Below are 15,966 nucleotides of genomic sequence, written 5' to 3'. Positions count from 1 at the left end.
TATAACCGTGACTGAACAGCCAATCCGCGAAGCCCTTGACGCCGCCGGACGAGTACCCAGCGAAGCTGACCTCGACACCCTGTCCCGCCAGCTGAACCGCCCGGTGCGCGATGTGGTGGAGATCGGTGCGCGCTGCGTTTGCGGAAACCCTCTGGTAGCCACCACGGCACCGCGCCTTTCCTCGGGTATTCCCTTCCCCACCACCTACTACCTGGCGCACCCGGTGATCACTGCGGCAGTGTCGCGGTTGGAAGCTGCCGGGTTGATGAACGAGATGAATGACCGCCTGGGTGAGGACGCGCAGCTGGCGCAGGCTTATGTAGCTGCCCACGAGTCGTACCTGGCCAACCGCGATGCGATTGGCCAGCGCTCGGGAACCGGGGCCGTTCCGGAAATCGCTGGGGTCTCCGCTGGTGGCATGCCGACCCGCGTCAAGTGCTTGCACGTGCTGGTAGGGCACTCGCTGGCTGCCGGCGAGGGCGTGAACCCGCTGGGTGATGAAGCGCTGGCTGGGATTGCCCAGTGGTGGACCAAGGACAAGTGCTACTGCGTAGGTGCTTGGGATACCGAATCCGAGGCGCCGAGCCGTGACCGCTCGCGCCACGTGAAGACCCAGGAACAGCAGGACCCAGCGGCCAAGCGCGCAGAACGCGCCCGGAAGCGTGCCGTGCGTGAATCCGCACAGGGCGCTGACCAGGATGACGCCTAATGCGCGTGGCCGGTATTGACTGCGGAACCAACTCCATCCGTCTGCTGATCGCGGACATCGGGGCCGATGGCCCGCTGGTCGACGTGCTGCGCACCATGCGCATCGTGCGCTTGGGCCAGGGCGTTGACGCTACCGGCGCTTTCGCTCCCGAGGCCTTGGAGCGCACCTTTGAAGCTGCTCGCGAGTACAAGAAGCTGTGCGATGAGCATGGGGTGGAAGCCATCCGTTTCGCAGCGACCTCGGCGGCCCGCGATGCATCGAATCGCGAGGTCTTCACCGAGCGGATCACCAAGATCCTGGGCGTCGCCCCGGAAGTGATCAGCGGTGAAGAAGAAGCCTCCCTGTCCTTTGCCGGTGCGGCTTCGGTTCGGGACGGGCAAAGCGGCAAGAGCCTGGTGATCGACCTCGGTGGTGGATCCACTGAATTCGTTCTCGGTGATGCCACCGGCCCGTTGGCAGCCAAGAGCCTGGACATGGGTTGTGTGCGCGTTACCGAACGGTTCCACCAAGCGGGATTGCGTTCGGACCAGGCCTTGGAATTCATGGACAGCACCTTGGAATCCTTGGCCGGATCGGTTGACGTTGCGCAGGTCGACGCGGTGATCATGGTTGCAGGCACTTTCACGACGCTCACCGCCCAGGCCCTGGGATTGAAGCAGTACGAGTCGGAAAAGATCCATGGGGCGCAGCTGAGCTTCGCCCAGATGCGCCAAGCCACCGCCAGCATGCTTTCCTACAGCCGGGAAGAGCGCGCGGCACTGGGCTTCATGCATCCGGGACGAGTTGATGTGATCCAAGCTGGCGCAGCCATTGTGCAACGCATCCTTCATTACCTTGAAAAGGCCAGCGGGAACCGCGAAATGGTTCTGATTGCTTCCGAACACGATATTCTCGACGGAATCGCGGCTTCAGCTGCCGCCGCCTGAACCTGTCACCCAGTCACCGACCCAAGGAGATGTCTTGAGCTCAGCTTTGCGTGCCAGGAAAAGAATGGGCTTCCTCAAGCTCGGCTCTCTGCTTGTCGCAGCGCTGTTGGCCTTCACCCTGCTCAGCGTGGGCGTACCTGCCCGCGCTGACAACATGCGTGAGTCCGAATACTGGCTCAAGTCGTTGGGCGTGGCCGAAGCGCACAAGACGACAAAGGGCGAAGGCGTCAAAGTCGCGATCATTGATACCGGCATTGATACCGCGCATCCAGACTTGAAGGGTGCCGTGGTTGGCGGTGCTGATATGTCCGGCTCAGGCGGAGACAAGGGCAACAAGCCCATAGGCGTCATGAGCGAGCACGGCACCTTGGTGGCTACCTTGCTCGGCGGGCGCGGCAACAACAAGGGCGAAATCAAGCGGGTTAAATCCGAGAACGAGCGCTTGAAGGCCGCGTGGGAAAAGGCCAAGAAGACCGCCGAAGACGAAGACGAGGACATTCCCCAGGAACCTGAGTACGAAAAGGTGCCAAAGCTGAAGAGCGGCAAGGACGGCGTGCTCGGCGTCGCTCCGGCAGCAGACCTGCTGTCTGTGTCGCTGTGGATGGGCGAAGGCAACCCGGCGAAGATTCCAGTGGAAACCCAGATCCCCCGTGCCGTGAAATGGGCCGTGGATTCCGGGGCCAAGGTCATCAACATGTCTCTCGGTTCAACCAGCCCAGCATGGCCGGAAAGCTGGGATGACGCCTTCAAGTACGCAGAAGACCATGACGTGGTTATTGTTGCCGCTGCAGGCAACCGTTCGGGCGGCATGAGCCAGGTGGGCGCCCCGGCCACCATTCCGGGAGTGCTGACCGTGGCCGGCGTTGATGCCAGCGGCAAGGCTTCGCAGGATTCCTCGACCGAAGGCATTTCCATCGGCGTTGCAGCCCCTGCCGAGCAGTTGGTCGGCGGCTTGCCAGATGACGGCTACGCGCGCTGGTCCGGTACCTCCGGCGCGGCTCCTTTGGTGGCGGGCGTGGCCGCATTGATTCGTTCGGAATACCCGAACATGAAAGCTCCTGAGGTCATCAACCGCATCCTGAAGACCGCCAAGGACACCGGCACAGCCGGCGTGGACAACCTCTACGGCTACGGAATCATCGATGCGCAGGCGGCAGTGACGGCGAGCGTCCCCTCGGTATCCGAGAACCCGCTGGGCACGATCAGCGAGTGGATTCGCGTGCACCGCCGCGACACCCAGAAGACTGCTGATACCCCAGCTCCGGGCGTCTCGATGGAGAAATCGGACCTCAAGCAGGTCGCGGCGCCAGATCCGGTTCTTCCCGATGACTCGGCACCGGCGCTTCAGCCGTTGCTGATCGTCGGCGGGGGAGTGCTCTTGCTGCTGGTGATCATTGCAGGCATCGCCCAGACCCTGGTGCGTCGTCGACGCGAGAAGGCTGCGGCGCGGCTTGGTTCGGCTTCCTTGAGTTCATTGAAAGTCCCGGATCAAGCTGGCGGCCGGGATCTGTTCGACGAGATTCCCGAAGAAGAGAAGTAAATAGCGGACAAAGCGGAGTGGAAACTGAAGATCCACCCCGCTTTTTCGCGCCTTCCGATGCTTAATTCGACAGGTTGGCGCGAACCTCGGCAGTCGGAAACGCCCATGCCTGGCGACGACGTGACACACCGAACGGAAATAGTTAGTGAATGTTTTCACTAACTCGAAAAATCCGCGTAGAATCAACAGTATGTCGATCATCGAAACCTCCCAGAAGCGTCCGCGCATTCTTATCGTCGGCGGTGGCTACGTAGGCCTGTACGTCGCGATGAAGTTGCAGAAGAAGGTCAAGGCACACGGCGGCATCGTCACCGTTGTCGACCCGAACCCGTACATGACTTACCAGCCATTCCTGCCAGAAGTTGCCGGTGGCCAGATTGAACCACGCCACGTTGTGGTCTCGCACCGTCAGCACCTGAAGCACTCCGAGCTGGTCAACGGCCGCGTGCTGAGCATCGACCATGCCAACAAGAAGGCTGTCATTGCTCCGGTCAACGGCGAGCAGTTCGAGCTGGAATACACCGATGTCGTGATGTCCGCTGGTGCGGTCACCCGTACCTTCCCCATCGCTGGCCTGGCTGAAACCGGCATTGGCCTGAAGACCATCGAAGAGGCCGTCGCCCTGCGCAACAAGGTTGCCGAGCGCATCGAGTCCGCTTCGAACATGAGTGATCCAGTTGCACGCAAGCGCGCCCTGACCTTCGTGGTTGTCGGCGGCGGCTTCGCCGGCATCGAGACCATCGCCGAGCTGGAAGACATGGCCCGTCACTTGATCGGCCTCAACGACCGCATCGATGCGAAGGAAGCACGCTTCGTCCTGATCGAGGCCATGGGCCGCATCATGCCAGAAGTCACCGCCGAGCAGGCGGAGTGGGTTGTCGATCACCTGCGCAGCCGCGGCATCGAGGTCTTGCTGAACACTTCGCTGAACAATGCCGAAGAAGGCAACCTGGAACTGATCAACATGGCCGACAAGTCCCCAGCGGGCGAGTTCGGTTCCGACACCTTGATCTGGACTGCTGGCGTCATGGCCAACCCGATGGTTCGCTCCACCGATTTCCCAATCGAGCAGCGCGGCCGCATCGAGACCCGCACGGACCTTCGTATCAAGGATGCCAACGGCGAACCTCTGGAAGGCGCCTGGGCAGCCGGCGATATCTCGGCAGTCAAGGACGTCACCGGCGGCCTGCCGGACGGCACCTGCGTTCCCAACGCACAGCACGCAGTGCGCCAGGCCAAGCTGTTGGCCAAGAACCTGTACGCTGCGCGCTACGGTGTTGGCACCATCAAGGAATACAAGCACTCCAACCTGGGCGCAGTTGCCGGCTTCGGCCGCAACAAGGGCGTTGCCAAGGTTGTTGGCATCAAGCTCAAGGGCTGGCCAGCATGGATGGCACACCGCGGCTACCACGGCATGGCCATGCCGACCTTCGAGCGCAAGTTCCGCGTCGTTGGCGACTGGCTGGTTGCACTGGTCTTCAAGCGCGATGCCCTGCAGCTGAACAACCTCGAAGCACCACGCACTGCTTTCGAAGAGTCGGCCAAGCCGAAGAAGTAGGCTTGAGCCGTAGTTGATCGACGATGATGCGAGGGGCCAAGCAATTGGCCCCTCGCGTACGTCAGCAAAGAAGGATTTTCTATTTGCTTTGCCGATCACGTAAAATTTGAGAGTCTTGCCCCTATGGTGGAATTGGCATACACGGCTGACTTAAAATCAGCTGCCGAAAGGCTTGTGGGTTCGAGTCCCACTGGGGGTACCAACACATAAGGCCTCTACTTCTCTTTATTTACAAGGGAGTAGAGGCCTTTGCTGTTTCTGAAAACAATCAAAAGGGCACATTTAGGGCACATTCATCCGTGAAACAGCCTCATTCAAGGCGACTGCAACACCGTCTAAATCGTCATCAAACAGCTCTGCATACACGTCTAGAGTCATCGCAGCCGAGCTATGCCCAAGCATCCTCTGAACCGCTTTCACGTTCGCCCCGGCACTGACCGCGAAGCTTGCAGCGGTGTGCCGTAGATCGTGTGGTGTCACCCTGGGCACGCCTGAATCTATGACGGCTGAACCGAACCATGATTTCCGTTCGCGCATGTCGATATGGCGCAGGTAAGTGCCATCAGGATTCGGGAACACCAGGTCTTCACGATGCTTGCCTCTGCAAAGTTCACCGATGGCCGGCGCTAGGAACGCGGGAAACGGCACAGATCTTTGCTCATGGCTTTTCGGTGTGCCAACTTTGATCTTCCCGCCAACATCGACGGCATTCTGATTGACGTTCAAGCGCCGGCGAATCATGTCGACATCTTGCACCCGTAGCGCGGTGGCTTCACCCCAGCGGAGCCCGCAGTAAGCCAGCACGCGCACCAGGGCTGGATACTTCGAGCAATCAGCCAAATCGCGTATTTGCTCATGGCTCAGGAACACGTGGGCCTTTTTGGTTTTTCGTGGCAGATCCACTCCACGCGCAGGATTGGTCTGTAGCCGGCGGTCTTTCACCGCGTCATCCAGGATCGCAGCCAGAACGCCATATGCGCGGATTACTGTTGTCGCTGATTTGGGCTTTACAGCGGGCGTTGCTTTTGCTTCACCGATGGACAGTTTCGTAACCCATGCTTGCACTTCGGTATGGACTATCTCAGCGATGGGCCACTTGCCCCAGACTGGCTCCACATGCACCCGCCAAGCTATCTCTAACGGACGATACGCGGACGGCTTGAGTGCTTGCTTGCGTTCCAACCAGGACGGCCCCAGTGACGCTACAGTGACGTTAGCCTTAGCCGGGTCAATATATGTTCCACTGGCTTTATCGACCTCCACTGTTGCCATGAATAGCTTGGCGTCGCGTTGGTTTTTGAAGCCCTTCTTCTTGGTTTGAGTGCGATCAGGTTTCCTGTATCTGACCATGTACCTTGTTGCGCCGTCTTGCAGCAGATACTTCTCAATCGTTGCCATCGAAATATTCCTCGAATAACCCCATATCTCGTGCCTTCTTGATCCATTTAGTAGCTGTGGTTCGGGGCAGTGGTGTAAATCCGTCCGCAAAAACCTCTTGAACGAACAATGCAGGGGCGAGCCCAATAGTGTCCGCGAACGTGTAGAGATCGACTACATATTCGAGCGTCGAGCGCTCAGGTCCCCGTAATCGCATTCGATCCAGCATGTGTGTGGGCAGTTTGATGGATGATTCTCGGGCAACTTTGCCATCCCACTCTTCCCACTCGAATCGGAATAGGCGCTGATACGTAACATGCTTGACGATGGCTGCACGCCAAAGATTCTTTGTCTGCACTGCCCGTAGATCGGTTGAAGTTATTTCTTCACCAATTAAGGATGAAACCGTAATCGCTACAGGGCGCACGCCTGTGCCCTCGATCCAGTCAACGCGGAATGAAACTGATTGGCCGCTCACTGGTTGACCCTCGACTACCAGCGTTCCGGGAAGCTCGATGATTACCGAGCCGAGATGAACCCTCTCGGAATCGGCGTCTGGCTGATACGTCGAAACAATTTCTTTTACTTCCATGATTTCTAGTTTGTCACGGTGGTTCACCGATGACAACCCAAGGTCTTAGTGATTCACGCTTGACGACACTGCGCACGTGTTGTTACGCTGAGTGTAGATTCACAGATGACAACAGTGACTCACTCGAAAATTAGGAGAGGAAATGACCACCCAAGCTTCGTTGGAGAAGTTACTTACGGTAGATGAGTATTGCGAATGGAGGGGAATCTCAAAAGGCGCAGCCGCGCAAGAACGCTACCGAGGCAATGGCCCCAAGTTCATCAAGGCAGGAAGGCAGATTCGCTACACGGCATCTAGCATTCAAGCCTGGCTTGAACAGCAGACCCGAGACCGCACCTAAACATTCTTTCGCCTGAATAGGCGGCTAAGGAACAGACCAATGGAAACAGACGTAATTCTGTGCTCGGTCACCATGAAAGACCTTGCAAACTACTTTCGTAGTCGCGACGGTGGCAGCCATAACCGCAGGTTCGCGGAAAAGCTCGCCCGTGAAGTGACCAAGAATTCAGAACAGTCCAAGGAACTTTTGCCCACCGGCTGGCATGAAATTCTTCATCCGCCAAAGCAAGCGTTCATCCGAAGATTAGGTTTCGACCTATTTGCAGATTCACGCGGCGGGGGAACTCAGTATCTCCCAGCCACGGACACAGAGAGACAAGACGCTCTCGAACAGATAAAGAACGGCCCCGATGCCCTGTCGCCAAACATTCGCATCGAAGCCGCCTAACCAACCCACAGAAAAGGGATTGATCCATATGAACAAGACTACCCGCATCTCCCCAGCAACTCCACCAGCAGGATTCCCCAAAGCTGTCTACCTCGATTGCGCCGACGAATCCGGCGAAATCCCCGCAGAATGCCAGCCCTACGGCTCATGCGCTTGCGACCGCGAGATCAGCTACCACGGCCCAAACGCCTCGGGAGAGACTTTCGGCGGCGTCACCTCGCAGTGGACACCAGAAAAGGGCATCTTCTTCATCCTGCAAAAGACTGACGGTGAACTGTGGACCCGTGAGCAGCTGGCAGAACTGCCGGCACTCATCGACAGCATCGAACAGAAGATTGACCAAGAGATAGCAGTAGATCTCATGAAGAGCCGGCCAGAGATGCTTCGCGCAACCACCACAGTAAATAAGCTCTGCGACTTCGCTGTAGATAACGGTGTCACCGCTAGTGCAGCGTTCGCCGCCTACCAGGAACTCACCAAGGGCGGTCACCATGCATAAGGTCACCCGGGGCATCGTGCGCAGCGTCTTCTACAGCACAATCTTCATCATCATGGTCACCGTTCCCCAAGCCATCGCACAAGCGGTAGGAGCACCCATTGCATATTGACCCGAATGCGCTCATAGAAGGCGTGCACGTAGTAGTCGTGGAAGTCGAGAAGCCAGACAGCCTGCACTACAAGCGGCGCACCTACTTCAACCTCCCAAGCGCACAACGAGCCGTAGACCTCGCACACGCACGCGGACAATCCGCAGAACTGATCCTCTGCAAACTAGTCCCAGCAGGTGAACCAGATGACTGAATACTGGCAAGCCCTGAACCCTGAAGCATTCCACCAAGGGATGCTCCACGGCTATAAGCAGGGATACAAACACGGAATGCAAGACGGCATCAGAGAATGCGACGAAGCCGACCAGCAAGCCCGAGAAGCATTCACCCGGCAAGCAGCCAGATCCGCAGCACAGGGCATAGAACTGCACGACGCAAGGATGAGGCTCATCGCAAGCTGAATCCACCACCTAACTCATTCGAACTCACTTGAAGGCTCCCGGCACCACGCTGGGGGCCTTCTGCGCACCCACCAGAAAGGGAAAACTTGACCATCAGCCCCACCGCAGCAGACCCGTTGGACGAAGTGTTCAGTTCAGCTTGGCTCACAGCTCAGCAGTTCCAGCCGGTCGAATATGTTGTTCCAGGAGTAATCCCGGAAGGTCTGACTATCCTCGTTGCACCCCCAAAAGTCGGCAAATCGTGGATGGTGCTTGGCATAGCTCAAGCCGCCGCATCAGGCGGTAAAGCGTTCGGTGCGATTCAGGTGAAGCAACGCCCAGTCCTATACCTCGCATTGGAGGATGGGCCCCGGCGTTTGCAGTCCAGGCTCAGCGTCATCGGGGTTACTGAGGGGATTCAAGATCTCATGTTCCTAACGAGGCTTGGAGCCAGTGTTGTCGATACGATCACCGCGTTCCTTGAGCGTCACGGTCACAACAAGCCGCTAATCATCCTGGACACCCTCGGCAAGGTTAGGGGCACGTATGGGGGCAATGACGCTTACGGAAACGACTACTCGCAAATGTCCGCACTCAAGGGCTTAGTGGACGACGTTCCAGGTTCTTCGCTGCTCGTTGTGCACCACACTAACAAAGGCGAAAAGTCGGACTTTCTCGATAGCGTCTCAGGCACTCAGGGTTTAGCCGGCGCAGCGGACTCAATTCTTGCTATCAAGCGCGAACGCAACACAGACAATTCAACGTTGCACGTCACAAGCCGAGATGCAGCTGAAGGCGAGTACGCGCTCACGCTCACGGACGGCGTATGGAGCATGGACGGCACAACGCTGCAAGAGGCGGCAAACGCAGTCGTAGCCCGAGAAGCATCAGCCGGTGTTGGCGACGACATGAAGCGAATCATCGAGCAAGTGAATAAGTATCCCGAAGCGCGAAACGCTGAGGATATTGCCATTCCGTTAGGCCTGGACAAGAAACTTGTCGGAACCTATTTGGCTCGCGCAGCCGAAGACGGTCGCATTCATCGGCAGTCTCGCGGAATGTATGCGCCAATACCATCGCCGGTCGCAGTTCACCATCCGTAGAAACCGTGTGGAAAGTGTGGAAAGTGGAAAGCAGGTTCAAAACCCAATTCCACTTTCCACACAATCCACACACTTTGAAAGCAACAGGAACAGTCTTGGCCTACTCACCAGCATGGCGACCATCAGCCAGCGCCAAAAAATACAACTGGCTAACACCAAACGGCGAAACCATCCCCGGCATCGCACTCATGCACCGGCACAAGGTACTAGCCCACATGACACCCGCCGAAGCCCGAGCAATAGCCGACAAGCTCCACGACATAGCGGACCAACTCGAACAGGACGAAACCTAATGGCTCCCATCTACGGAGAACTCAAAAACGGCAAGAGGTACGTGCTCACGCCAGCCTCGGAAATTCCGCCACGAAAAGCCATCGACCCCTATAACCGTGAGCAGGTCATCAAGCTACTGCGCCGCAGTGCCGACCACATCGCCCAGGGCATCCCGAATAACCAACTACACACTGAGCTTCACCAGCTCAGCGACCACCTAGAACAGGAAGACTAAACCATGGCACGACTCAACGACCTCACCTCGAACAAGGTCCAGGAACGCAAACGCCAAGTACGAACCTACGGCACCAAAACAGACCTCGCTTCAAGCACCATCGACCGAGGCAACACACACTGGACCCAAGGCTCCCGCGTATCCATCGACGGACTACTCGACATTGACGGAACCGCCACAGTCTCAGGACTGCTCTCAGTCACCGGCACACTCAACGGCAGCGGAAACATTAACCTCTCCGGCAGTACGGCGATTACTGGTCCGTTGAACGTTACTGGTACGACGACTATCGGTGGTAATACGAACATTACGGGCGAGCTGAACGTGACTGGGCCGACCACGTTGGATGGCGTTTTGGACATTGGTGGGGACACCACGCTCTCAGGCACGCTGGCAGTTGACGGGCCAACAACGATCTCCGGAAAGCTCGACGTTACCGGGGCGATGTCAACGAAGGGGACGCTTTCAGTCGAAGGTGTAACGACACTCAAGAACGACCTGAACGTGACCAGCGGCGGCAAGATCCGCGCAGGAAATCTGGAAATCGAACCAGCCAACGGCGGCCAAATCAACTTCACCGGAGGATCACTCTCAGCATCGCCAACATTCGGCGCACTACTCAACAACACCAAGGGTGTCCGCATCGAAGGGCCAACCGTAGAGATAAACGCGCCTAACACCAACGCAAGCGGACGAATGACAGTCGAAGGAAGGCTCACCGCAAAAGAGAGAGTAGTCCTCCCCAACACGCCACAAGCCTCCTGGCCAGCGGCACCAAACATATATATGGACGCCAATGGCGTTCTCTACCGTACACCGTGGACCCCATCCCCCTAAGGAGTGAAACCAATGGCCGGCTACCACTACTCAGACCGACAAATCCAAACCTATACAGAACACGCACAAGCAGCAGTCCTATGGGAACGCGCAAGGCACTTCGAACTGAACGCGAACTACTGGAAACAGCGGGCACAGTCCGCAGAACGTCGAATGCTCGAACACCACTGCGAAGGAGACAAATAAATGACTCAGCAACCCTCAATCCGCGACTTACTCGCAACACACCTCGGAGCAAGCAAACCTCCCATCAGCGTGGACCTCTCAGGCAACCACACCGAAGACCCCAGACAGCCACCAGCGCTCAACGGCCCCGAACTCAAAACCAGCATCATGAACGCAATCGCAGGAACCACCGAACAGGACGGCAAATAACCATGAAAACCACCCCCGCAGACTTCATCAACCAGGTAAACACCATCACCGAAAACGGCGGCACCACCACCACCAAATTCGAAGCACTCACCAAACGGTGGAACACCTTCGCCAACCTCGAAGATGACATGCAAGCCGAACTCATCAAAGCCGTCCTCGACCCCAAAGTAAAGCCCGAAGAACTCGCACGCCTACACGCCCTCGCAATCGCCGCAGCAGGTAGCAACCCGGTCACCGAAGCAACCGTGCGCAACAGCGTCGCAGCCGAGATCCTCGCAGCGCTCCGCATCGAATACCGCACCGTCGCCGAAGCCAACTACGAAACCATCCGCGAACGCTTCAACGACCTAGCAGAACAACTCACCGACGCACTCGAAGTAGTGGACTCAGACGCCAGCCCAGAACTCATGGTCAAAGCCGACAGCACCACCCGCACCGCATGGGCAGACGCACCGGCTCACGCCTACCAGCTCACCGCACTACTCCCCACCCTGCACACCGCAGCACTACTCGCCGGCACCACCCAACCAAGCGGACACGCAGACAAACTACTCATCGGCCTCACCACCAACACCGAAGGCCTCCACCGACGCCGAGTCTGGGAAGCCTGGAACAACACCACCGGACGCGCCCTGCAATGGCGAGAACTATGGAAGCTCGGCGCAACCATCGAAGCACCAGCACTCAACGACATCAAGCCATACCGGGAACCAAAGCCAATGGAAACACGAGCCGAACGAGCAAACTACGGTGTTCGACAGTTCGCCTACGACCCCGAAGACGAAACCTACGAAGCCGAACGCGACCAACTACAGCGCACCGCAATCGCAGCAGGCATCAACCAGATCGACTACACCGACAACGAAACCGGCGTACACATCAACTAAGCACCAACACCCAACTGTGAGCCGTCACCACAACGGCGGCGGCTCACAGCGCACCCGGGGCGGCATATCCCCACCCCACCCCCAGGGCACTCCTCTGGCATAGGGCTGTTCTCTCTCCCGCCTGCTGAATGATTAGACCTATTCTTCGATTTACCCGCTTGTTCTCAATGAAAGGAGTGTTCGAATATGGAACACAAAACACCTACTACTCTCAAGGCCGGCGGCAAGAAGCTTTGGGAGGCAATAACCGGAGATTTTGAGCTTGGACAGCATGAACTATCCGTGCTGCTCGAAGCTTGTCGCACTGTTGACGCTTTGGGCGCTTTGGAGAAGATTGTCCGTGACGAGGGTGTCACGCATCAGTCTCCTCAAGGCGTTCGCGCACACCCCGCTTTGGTAGAAGCCCGCCAGCAGCGCGTTACCCTGGCTAAGCTTGTTGCTTCACTCAGAATCCCATTGGATGACGCTCAGGGCGAGGGCCGGCTACCTCAGCAGCGGTCAGGAGTACGCGCTATTAGTGGCGTTGCCTAGTGCGTCGCCGCGAGAAGCCCGTAGAGAGCCTTACAGGTGCCCCGTTAGAGCCACATCTAGAATGGTTCGACCCTGCTCATTATGAGGGCGGATCAGATTGGGAAAAATACGAGGCTTGGCAAGATGCGAGACAGGCTTGGGCTAAAGACAATTTGCCTGAAGGGTGGCTGCCGATACCTTTGGGTATGCCTGTGCCGAGTCAGCCGTTCAACCCGTATGGGCCTAATGGTGAGCGGCATATTTCCTTCGGGGTCTATTCGCACCTGTAGGGGTTATCGGATAACCGTTTTTTGTTTTATTGGTGTTAACGTCGCGGCGTACTGCAACAAGGTAAGTGCCGAACGATGGCAGCGAGCATCCCAGTAGAAGTTGCGAAGACCTGCCAGCACCAGGAGCAGCAGAAATATGGTTGCTTTTACTTGAAAGGAAGCACCCCCACCTGTAGCGACTATGCTATTCCAACCGTTTAGCCCCCAGTGTCTTCGGATGCTGGGGGCTTTTCGTGTTTACGGGCATGTTGTCCGAGCAGTCGGATATGCTCGCGCATACCAGTAATCACACATTGGAGTTAGTCATGGACATGAACACCGAGCTTCTGCAGAAGATCTTGAAGACGCTGGATAATATCGATGCTTCGATAGTGGATATTCAGGACAATGTTTCTGAGTTGCGTCAGAACCAGGAGCGAAACTCATAGAAGCATGTTTAGCGGCGGCATCCTTCACGGGGTGTCGCCGTTTGAGCCTCTCTGATCAGGTTCGAATACAGTTGGTTACATAATTTACTCAAAGTATGGCTCATCTAACTGAATAAACATTATCTTCCCTCATAATAGACCTGTGAATAAAGATTTCAGAGTGGGTGGAATTAAGCGAGCTTGGAATCGAATTAGTGTCTTTGTCTTTGTGCTTTGCGGTTTGCTGTCGTCACTAATTCTGGCCTTTACCGGCCTCGGTTTCGAATGGATGAAAGGATGGCTGGGCGCTCCTGATTATTGGGTTTCCGCAATACTTGGGATCGTTCTCGGTGTCGCAGGGTCCATTGGAGCGACAGCCGCGGCCGTTCGGCGTGAGTCAGCAATTCTGGCGGACGGGACCGCGCTCATGGATTCAACTTTGATTCCAACAGCGAAACTTCTAATCGGATTCATGGCCCTTCAAAGCACGAATGAGTCTAGCGAGAGACAAGTTGTTACAGGGATTGTCGGCCGACTGCGAGAGTATCTGAAGGCAGGTAAACCGCTTGGGTTTTCGGCAGATGCTAACTTTTATTTGCTGATAAATGGCAACAGTAGTTTGCATGAGAGAAAGCTTGTCAGGATTAATGAAACTGAGACAGGCGCACGTGTTTCTTTCAATGGGAGCAAAGCGACGAAGCTTCAGTCGGACACTGCGAAGGAAGAAGCTGCGGTCATCGCACGGGTTTGTCAAGAGATGACAGTTCAGTGCAACAACATAAACGACGAGTCTGAGCAGGAACGACTCTCGCTCGACCCCAATCAGAAAAGGTCCTACAAAAGCTTCGTCTCGGTGCCCGTAGTGATCGAGAACCGTAGTGGTGGCTCCCCTACCCCTGAAGTGATCGGTATGCTGTCAGTGAATGCAGACCAAAAAAACTACTTTCAGCGACAACACCTTGTGTATATCTCAGGTATAGCGAGACTCATAGGAAAATTACATGAGGAACGTAGCCTAACCCCACCGGCTAAATGGCATACTGTAAGTAACGGCAAGGATTGGAGCCAGAATGAAGCAAAAGAAGTCGCTCGACGTGCCGAGCGTAACTAACTCGCGTATCTCGGTTGCTGACAAGATTGCTTCGCTTCGAGACACCGAAGTGCGAAAGAACAGAAGCTTGTTTTTCCGATCGGGACGAAATGGGTCAATTTCCGAACGGACTGAATCATACTTCGATTTTGACATTGAACTACCTAAATCGGCTGGTAATCATCAGCCAGCCTAGAAAGGCCTGAGCTCTATCAGTACCGAGGGCACAAAAGGGGCACACCTTCCACTGAAGCACGGTGATTTGTCGTTATTCAATGTAGCCAAAAACCCCTAGAATCCGGGGGAGTGGCGCAGTCTCAAGAGGTTCGAAAGGTTTCGAGTCCCACTGGGGGTACAGAATAAGGCCGTTGCTGTTCCGGATTTTCCGGTCAGCAGTGGTCTTTTCTTTTGCCAAAAGTGGGAGCGCATCCATCGTTCAACCTCAGGCATCGTGCATTCCACCAAAATCGGCTGCCAAGGCAACCTTGATGGTAGAACTTTCAAGAATATCGCTGACAGAGTAGTTTTTCTTCGGAAAAATGCCCTATATCATCCTTCCGACTGAGTGATTTCACAGCAATGCTCAATAGGATTAAGCAAAAGATCTTCAGCTAGCCACGTGCCGGCGCAATCGCAATCTATGGGGGAATGACATTGGGCAATCCAATTTTTGGTTCCAGCAGCCGCTCTGATGCTTGGGGAACCAAGCCTGGAAGTGCTGTTGGATTCCGTGACACCGCAAATATGAGCGCAGACCAGCTGCAGCAGATGTACCAGCAGCCTGCTGCAACCAGCGCCGACACCGGCCGCATGACCATCGGAACCACGATCAACAAGACCGTGCTCTGCCTGGCCTTGGTTGTTGTTGGCGCCGCGATTGGCTGGGGCATGCCGGCCCTCATGTTGCCAGGTGCCTTGGTTGGCTTTGTCCTCGGTCTGGTTAACGCTTTCAAGAAGCGCCCATCGCCTGTGCTCATCCTGCTGTATGCCGCGGCCCAGGGCCTGTTCCTTGGTGGTCTCTCCGGCTTCCTTGAAAGCCGGCCGGGCCTTGAGGGAATCGCTATCCAGGCTGTGCTGGCTACCCTGTGTGTTGCCGGCGTAACCTTGGCGCTGTACCGCTCGGGCAAGTACCGCATGACTCCCAAGCTGAACAAGATGTTCATGATCGGCATGGTCGGCCTGATCGTCTTCTCGCTGCTCAACATGGTTCTGATGCTCACCGGCGTCATCGATGGCATGTTCGGCATGCGCGGCGGAGTGCTCGGCTTGGTTATCGGTGTAGTTGCCGTTCTGCTGGCAACCTACGCACTGGTTGCCGACTTCACCATGATCGAGGAATTGTCCGACCAGGGTGCTCCAGCCATCATGGCATGGCGCGGCGCCTTCGGCCTGACCATGACCCTGATCTGGCTGTACACCGAGATCCTGCGTATTCTCGCGATCCTGCGTGGCGACGACTAGCCGCAATAGCATAGCTTGCAAGGACCAGTGCCCATTTCGGGCACTGGTCCTTGCCCGTTAATCGCCTGTTCAAATATGAAT

21 protein-coding genes and 1 tRNA gene are annotated in these 15,966 nt (G+C 56.5%); 20 read left to right on the top strand and 2 right to left on the bottom strand.

All coding sequences use genetic code 11. The features are described from left to right. The first annotated feature begins 7 nt into the window (after window positions 1-7). The 5 genes from ACIOTN_RS15560 to ACIOTN_RS15540 all read left to right on the top strand — a co-directional run bounded on the left by ACIOTN_RS15560 (window position 8) and on the right by ACIOTN_RS15540 (window position 4,935). Complete coding sequence (locus tag ACIOTN_RS15560) at window positions 8-709, top strand: DUF501 domain-containing protein (protein ID WP_105657439.1); 702 nt, start codon at window positions 8-10, stop codon at window positions 707-709. Continuing rightward, the gene (locus ACIOTN_RS15555) at window positions 709-1,635 is read left to right on the top strand and encodes an exopolyphosphatase (RefSeq protein ID WP_402735653.1); all 927 of its coding nucleotides are present in this window, start codon (window positions 709-711) and stop codon (window positions 1,633-1,635) included. The genes ACIOTN_RS15560 and ACIOTN_RS15555 overlap by 1 nt, the downstream gene beginning before the upstream one ends. Before the next feature lie 34 nt (window positions 1,636-1,669). Further along, entirely contained in the window at window positions 1,670-3,175 is a 1,506-nt protein-coding gene (locus ACIOTN_RS15550; RefSeq protein ID WP_105657441.1) for a S8 family serine peptidase, read from the top strand. Between the two features lie 190 nt (window positions 3,176-3,365). Further along, window positions 3,366-4,733, top strand: coding sequence for an NAD(P)/FAD-dependent oxidoreductase (locus ACIOTN_RS15545; protein WP_402735652.1), 1,368 nt, complete (start codon window positions 3,366-3,368; stop codon window positions 4,731-4,733). A 117-nt stretch (window positions 4,734-4,850) separates the two neighbouring features. Next, a tRNA-Leu gene (locus tag ACIOTN_RS15540) sits at window positions 4,851-4,935 on the top strand. 80 nt (window positions 4,936-5,015) lie between these two features. Here ACIOTN_RS15540 and ACIOTN_RS15535 read toward each other — a convergent pair. Both ACIOTN_RS15535 and ACIOTN_RS15530 read right to left on the bottom strand, forming a co-directional pair. Next, window positions 5,016-6,131 carry a tyrosine-type recombinase/integrase gene (locus ACIOTN_RS15535; RefSeq protein ID WP_402735651.1) on the bottom strand — a complete coding sequence of 372 codons (1,116 nt, stop codon included), beginning with the start codon at window positions 6,129-6,131 and terminating at the stop codon, window positions 5,016-5,018. Further along, window positions 6,118-6,702, bottom strand: coding sequence for a hypothetical protein (locus ACIOTN_RS15530; RefSeq protein WP_402735650.1), 585 nt, complete (start codon window positions 6,700-6,702; stop codon window positions 6,118-6,120). The genes ACIOTN_RS15535 and ACIOTN_RS15530 overlap by 14 nt, the downstream gene beginning before the upstream one ends. A 142-nt stretch (window positions 6,703-6,844) precedes the next feature. Here ACIOTN_RS15530 and ACIOTN_RS15525 point away from each other — a divergent pair, with 142 nt between their 5' ends. From ACIOTN_RS15525 to ACIOTN_RS15455, 15 genes are all read left to right on the top strand, one after another. Then, window positions 6,845-7,042, top strand: a complete 198-nt coding sequence (locus ACIOTN_RS15525; protein ID WP_402735649.1) for a helix-turn-helix transcriptional regulator — start codon at window positions 6,845-6,847, stop codon at window positions 7,040-7,042. A gap of 39 nt (window positions 7,043-7,081) precedes the next feature. After that, window positions 7,082-7,429 (top strand): hypothetical protein, encoded by a 348-nt coding sequence (locus ACIOTN_RS15520; protein ID WP_402735648.1) that lies wholly within the window; start codon window positions 7,082-7,084, stop codon window positions 7,427-7,429. A 28-nt stretch (window positions 7,430-7,457) separates the two neighbouring features. Beyond that, window positions 7,458-7,928, top strand: coding sequence for a hypothetical protein (locus tag ACIOTN_RS15515; protein ID WP_402735647.1), 471 nt, complete (start codon window positions 7,458-7,460; stop codon window positions 7,926-7,928). Window positions 7,929-8,026: 98 nt separating this feature from the next. Then, window positions 8,027-8,230 carry a hypothetical protein gene (locus tag ACIOTN_RS15510; RefSeq protein ID WP_402735646.1) on the top strand — a complete coding sequence of 68 codons (204 nt, stop codon included), beginning with the start codon at window positions 8,027-8,029 and terminating at the stop codon, window positions 8,228-8,230. Further along, window positions 8,223-8,438, top strand: a complete 216-nt coding sequence (locus tag ACIOTN_RS15505) for a hypothetical protein (protein WP_402735645.1) — start codon at window positions 8,223-8,225, stop codon at window positions 8,436-8,438. The genes ACIOTN_RS15510 and ACIOTN_RS15505 overlap by 8 nt, the downstream gene beginning before the upstream one ends. Before the next feature lie 86 nt (window positions 8,439-8,524). After that, window positions 8,525-9,520 (top strand): AAA family ATPase, encoded by a 996-nt coding sequence (locus ACIOTN_RS15500; RefSeq protein WP_402735644.1) that lies wholly within the window; start codon window positions 8,525-8,527, stop codon window positions 9,518-9,520. Between the two features lie 95 nt (window positions 9,521-9,615). Continuing rightward, on the top strand, window positions 9,616-9,813 hold the full coding sequence (locus ACIOTN_RS15495; protein ID WP_402735643.1) for a hypothetical protein: 198 nt from the start codon (window positions 9,616-9,618) through the stop codon (window positions 9,811-9,813). After that, window positions 9,813-10,028: a hypothetical protein gene (locus tag ACIOTN_RS15490; protein WP_402735642.1), complete on the top strand. Its 216-nt coding sequence runs from the start codon at window positions 9,813-9,815 to the stop codon at window positions 10,026-10,028. The genes ACIOTN_RS15495 and ACIOTN_RS15490 overlap by 1 nt, the downstream gene beginning before the upstream one ends. A gap of 3 nt (window positions 10,029-10,031) precedes the next feature. Then, a complete protein-coding gene (locus tag ACIOTN_RS15485; protein ID WP_402735641.1) occupies window positions 10,032-10,865 on the top strand; it encodes a hypothetical protein in 834 nt (277 codons plus the stop codon). Window positions 10,866-11,051: 186 nt separating this feature from the next. Next, window positions 11,052-11,240 carry a hypothetical protein gene (locus ACIOTN_RS15480; RefSeq protein ID WP_402735640.1) on the top strand — a complete coding sequence of 63 codons (189 nt, stop codon included), beginning with the start codon at window positions 11,052-11,054 and terminating at the stop codon, window positions 11,238-11,240. Window positions 11,241-11,242: 2 nt separating this feature from the next. Beyond that, on the top strand, window positions 11,243-12,127 hold the full coding sequence (locus ACIOTN_RS15475; RefSeq protein WP_402735639.1) for a hypothetical protein: 885 nt from the start codon (window positions 11,243-11,245) through the stop codon (window positions 12,125-12,127). Window positions 12,128-12,313: 186 nt separating this feature from the next. After that, complete coding sequence (locus tag ACIOTN_RS15470; RefSeq protein ID WP_402735638.1) at window positions 12,314-12,658, top strand: terminase; 345 nt, start codon at window positions 12,314-12,316, stop codon at window positions 12,656-12,658. A 574-nt stretch (window positions 12,659-13,232) separates the two neighbouring features. Next, window positions 13,233-13,355, top strand: coding sequence for a hypothetical protein (locus tag ACIOTN_RS15465; protein ID WP_402735637.1), 123 nt, complete (start codon window positions 13,233-13,235; stop codon window positions 13,353-13,355). A 142-nt stretch (window positions 13,356-13,497) separates the two neighbouring features. Further along, window positions 13,498-14,445: a GAF domain-containing protein gene (locus tag ACIOTN_RS15460; RefSeq protein WP_402735636.1), complete on the top strand. Its 948-nt coding sequence runs from the start codon at window positions 13,498-13,500 to the stop codon at window positions 14,443-14,445. A gap of 723 nt (window positions 14,446-15,168) precedes the next feature. Continuing rightward, entirely contained in the window at window positions 15,169-15,885 is a 717-nt protein-coding gene (locus tag ACIOTN_RS15455; RefSeq protein ID WP_332489193.1) for a Bax inhibitor-1/YccA family protein, read from the top strand. Window positions 15,886-15,966: the final 81 nt, after the last annotated feature.

Origin of the sequence: Glutamicibacter sp. NPDC087661 (assembly GCF_044743275.1) — a bacterium.
In the GTDB taxonomy this organism is placed as follows: domain Bacteria; phylum Actinomycetota; class Actinomycetes; order Actinomycetales; family Micrococcaceae; genus Glutamicibacter.
Note: the sequence above shows the minus strand (reverse complement) of the source record. Positions and strands in the feature narration are given on the sequence as shown.

Bases quoted from the DNA above. Each gene is read 5' to 3' on its own strand.
- ACIOTN_RS15555 (WP_402735653.1), top strand. From the start codon at position 709: ATGCGCGTGGCCGGTATTGACTGCGGAACCAACTCCATCCGTCTGCTG.
- ACIOTN_RS15545 (WP_402735652.1), top strand. From the start codon at position 3,366: ATGTCGATCATCGAAACCTCCCAGAAGCGTCCGCGCATTCTTATCGTC.
- ACIOTN_RS15535 (WP_402735651.1), bottom strand. From the start codon at position 6,131: ATGGCAACGATTGAGAAGTATCTGCTGCAAGACGGCGCAACAAGGTAC.
- ACIOTN_RS15530 (WP_402735650.1), bottom strand. From the start codon at position 6,702: ATGGAAGTAAAAGAAATTGTTTCGACGTATCAGCCAGACGCCGATTCC.
- ACIOTN_RS15525 (WP_402735649.1), top strand. From the start codon at position 6,845: ATGACCACCCAAGCTTCGTTGGAGAAGTTACTTACGGTAGATGAGTAT.
- ACIOTN_RS15520 (WP_402735648.1), top strand. From the start codon at position 7,082: ATGGAAACAGACGTAATTCTGTGCTCGGTCACCATGAAAGACCTTGCA.
- ACIOTN_RS15515 (WP_402735647.1), top strand. From the start codon at position 7,458: ATGAACAAGACTACCCGCATCTCCCCAGCAACTCCACCAGCAGGATTC.
- ACIOTN_RS15505 (WP_402735645.1), top strand. From the start codon at position 8,223: ATGACTGAATACTGGCAAGCCCTGAACCCTGAAGCATTCCACCAAGGG.
- ACIOTN_RS15490 (WP_402735642.1), top strand. From the start codon at position 9,813: ATGGCTCCCATCTACGGAGAACTCAAAAACGGCAAGAGGTACGTGCTC.
- ACIOTN_RS15485 (WP_402735641.1), top strand. From the start codon at position 10,032: ATGGCACGACTCAACGACCTCACCTCGAACAAGGTCCAGGAACGCAAA.
- ACIOTN_RS15480 (WP_402735640.1), top strand. From the start codon at position 11,052: ATGACTCAGCAACCCTCAATCCGCGACTTACTCGCAACACACCTCGGA.
- ACIOTN_RS15475 (WP_402735639.1), top strand. From the start codon at position 11,243: ATGAAAACCACCCCCGCAGACTTCATCAACCAGGTAAACACCATCACC.
- ACIOTN_RS15470 (WP_402735638.1), top strand. From the start codon at position 12,314: ATGGAACACAAAACACCTACTACTCTCAAGGCCGGCGGCAAGAAGCTT.
- ACIOTN_RS15465 (WP_402735637.1), top strand. From the start codon at position 13,233: ATGGACATGAACACCGAGCTTCTGCAGAAGATCTTGAAGACGCTGGAT.
- ACIOTN_RS15455 (WP_332489193.1), top strand. From the start codon at position 15,169: ATGAGCGCAGACCAGCTGCAGCAGATGTACCAGCAGCCTGCTGCAACC.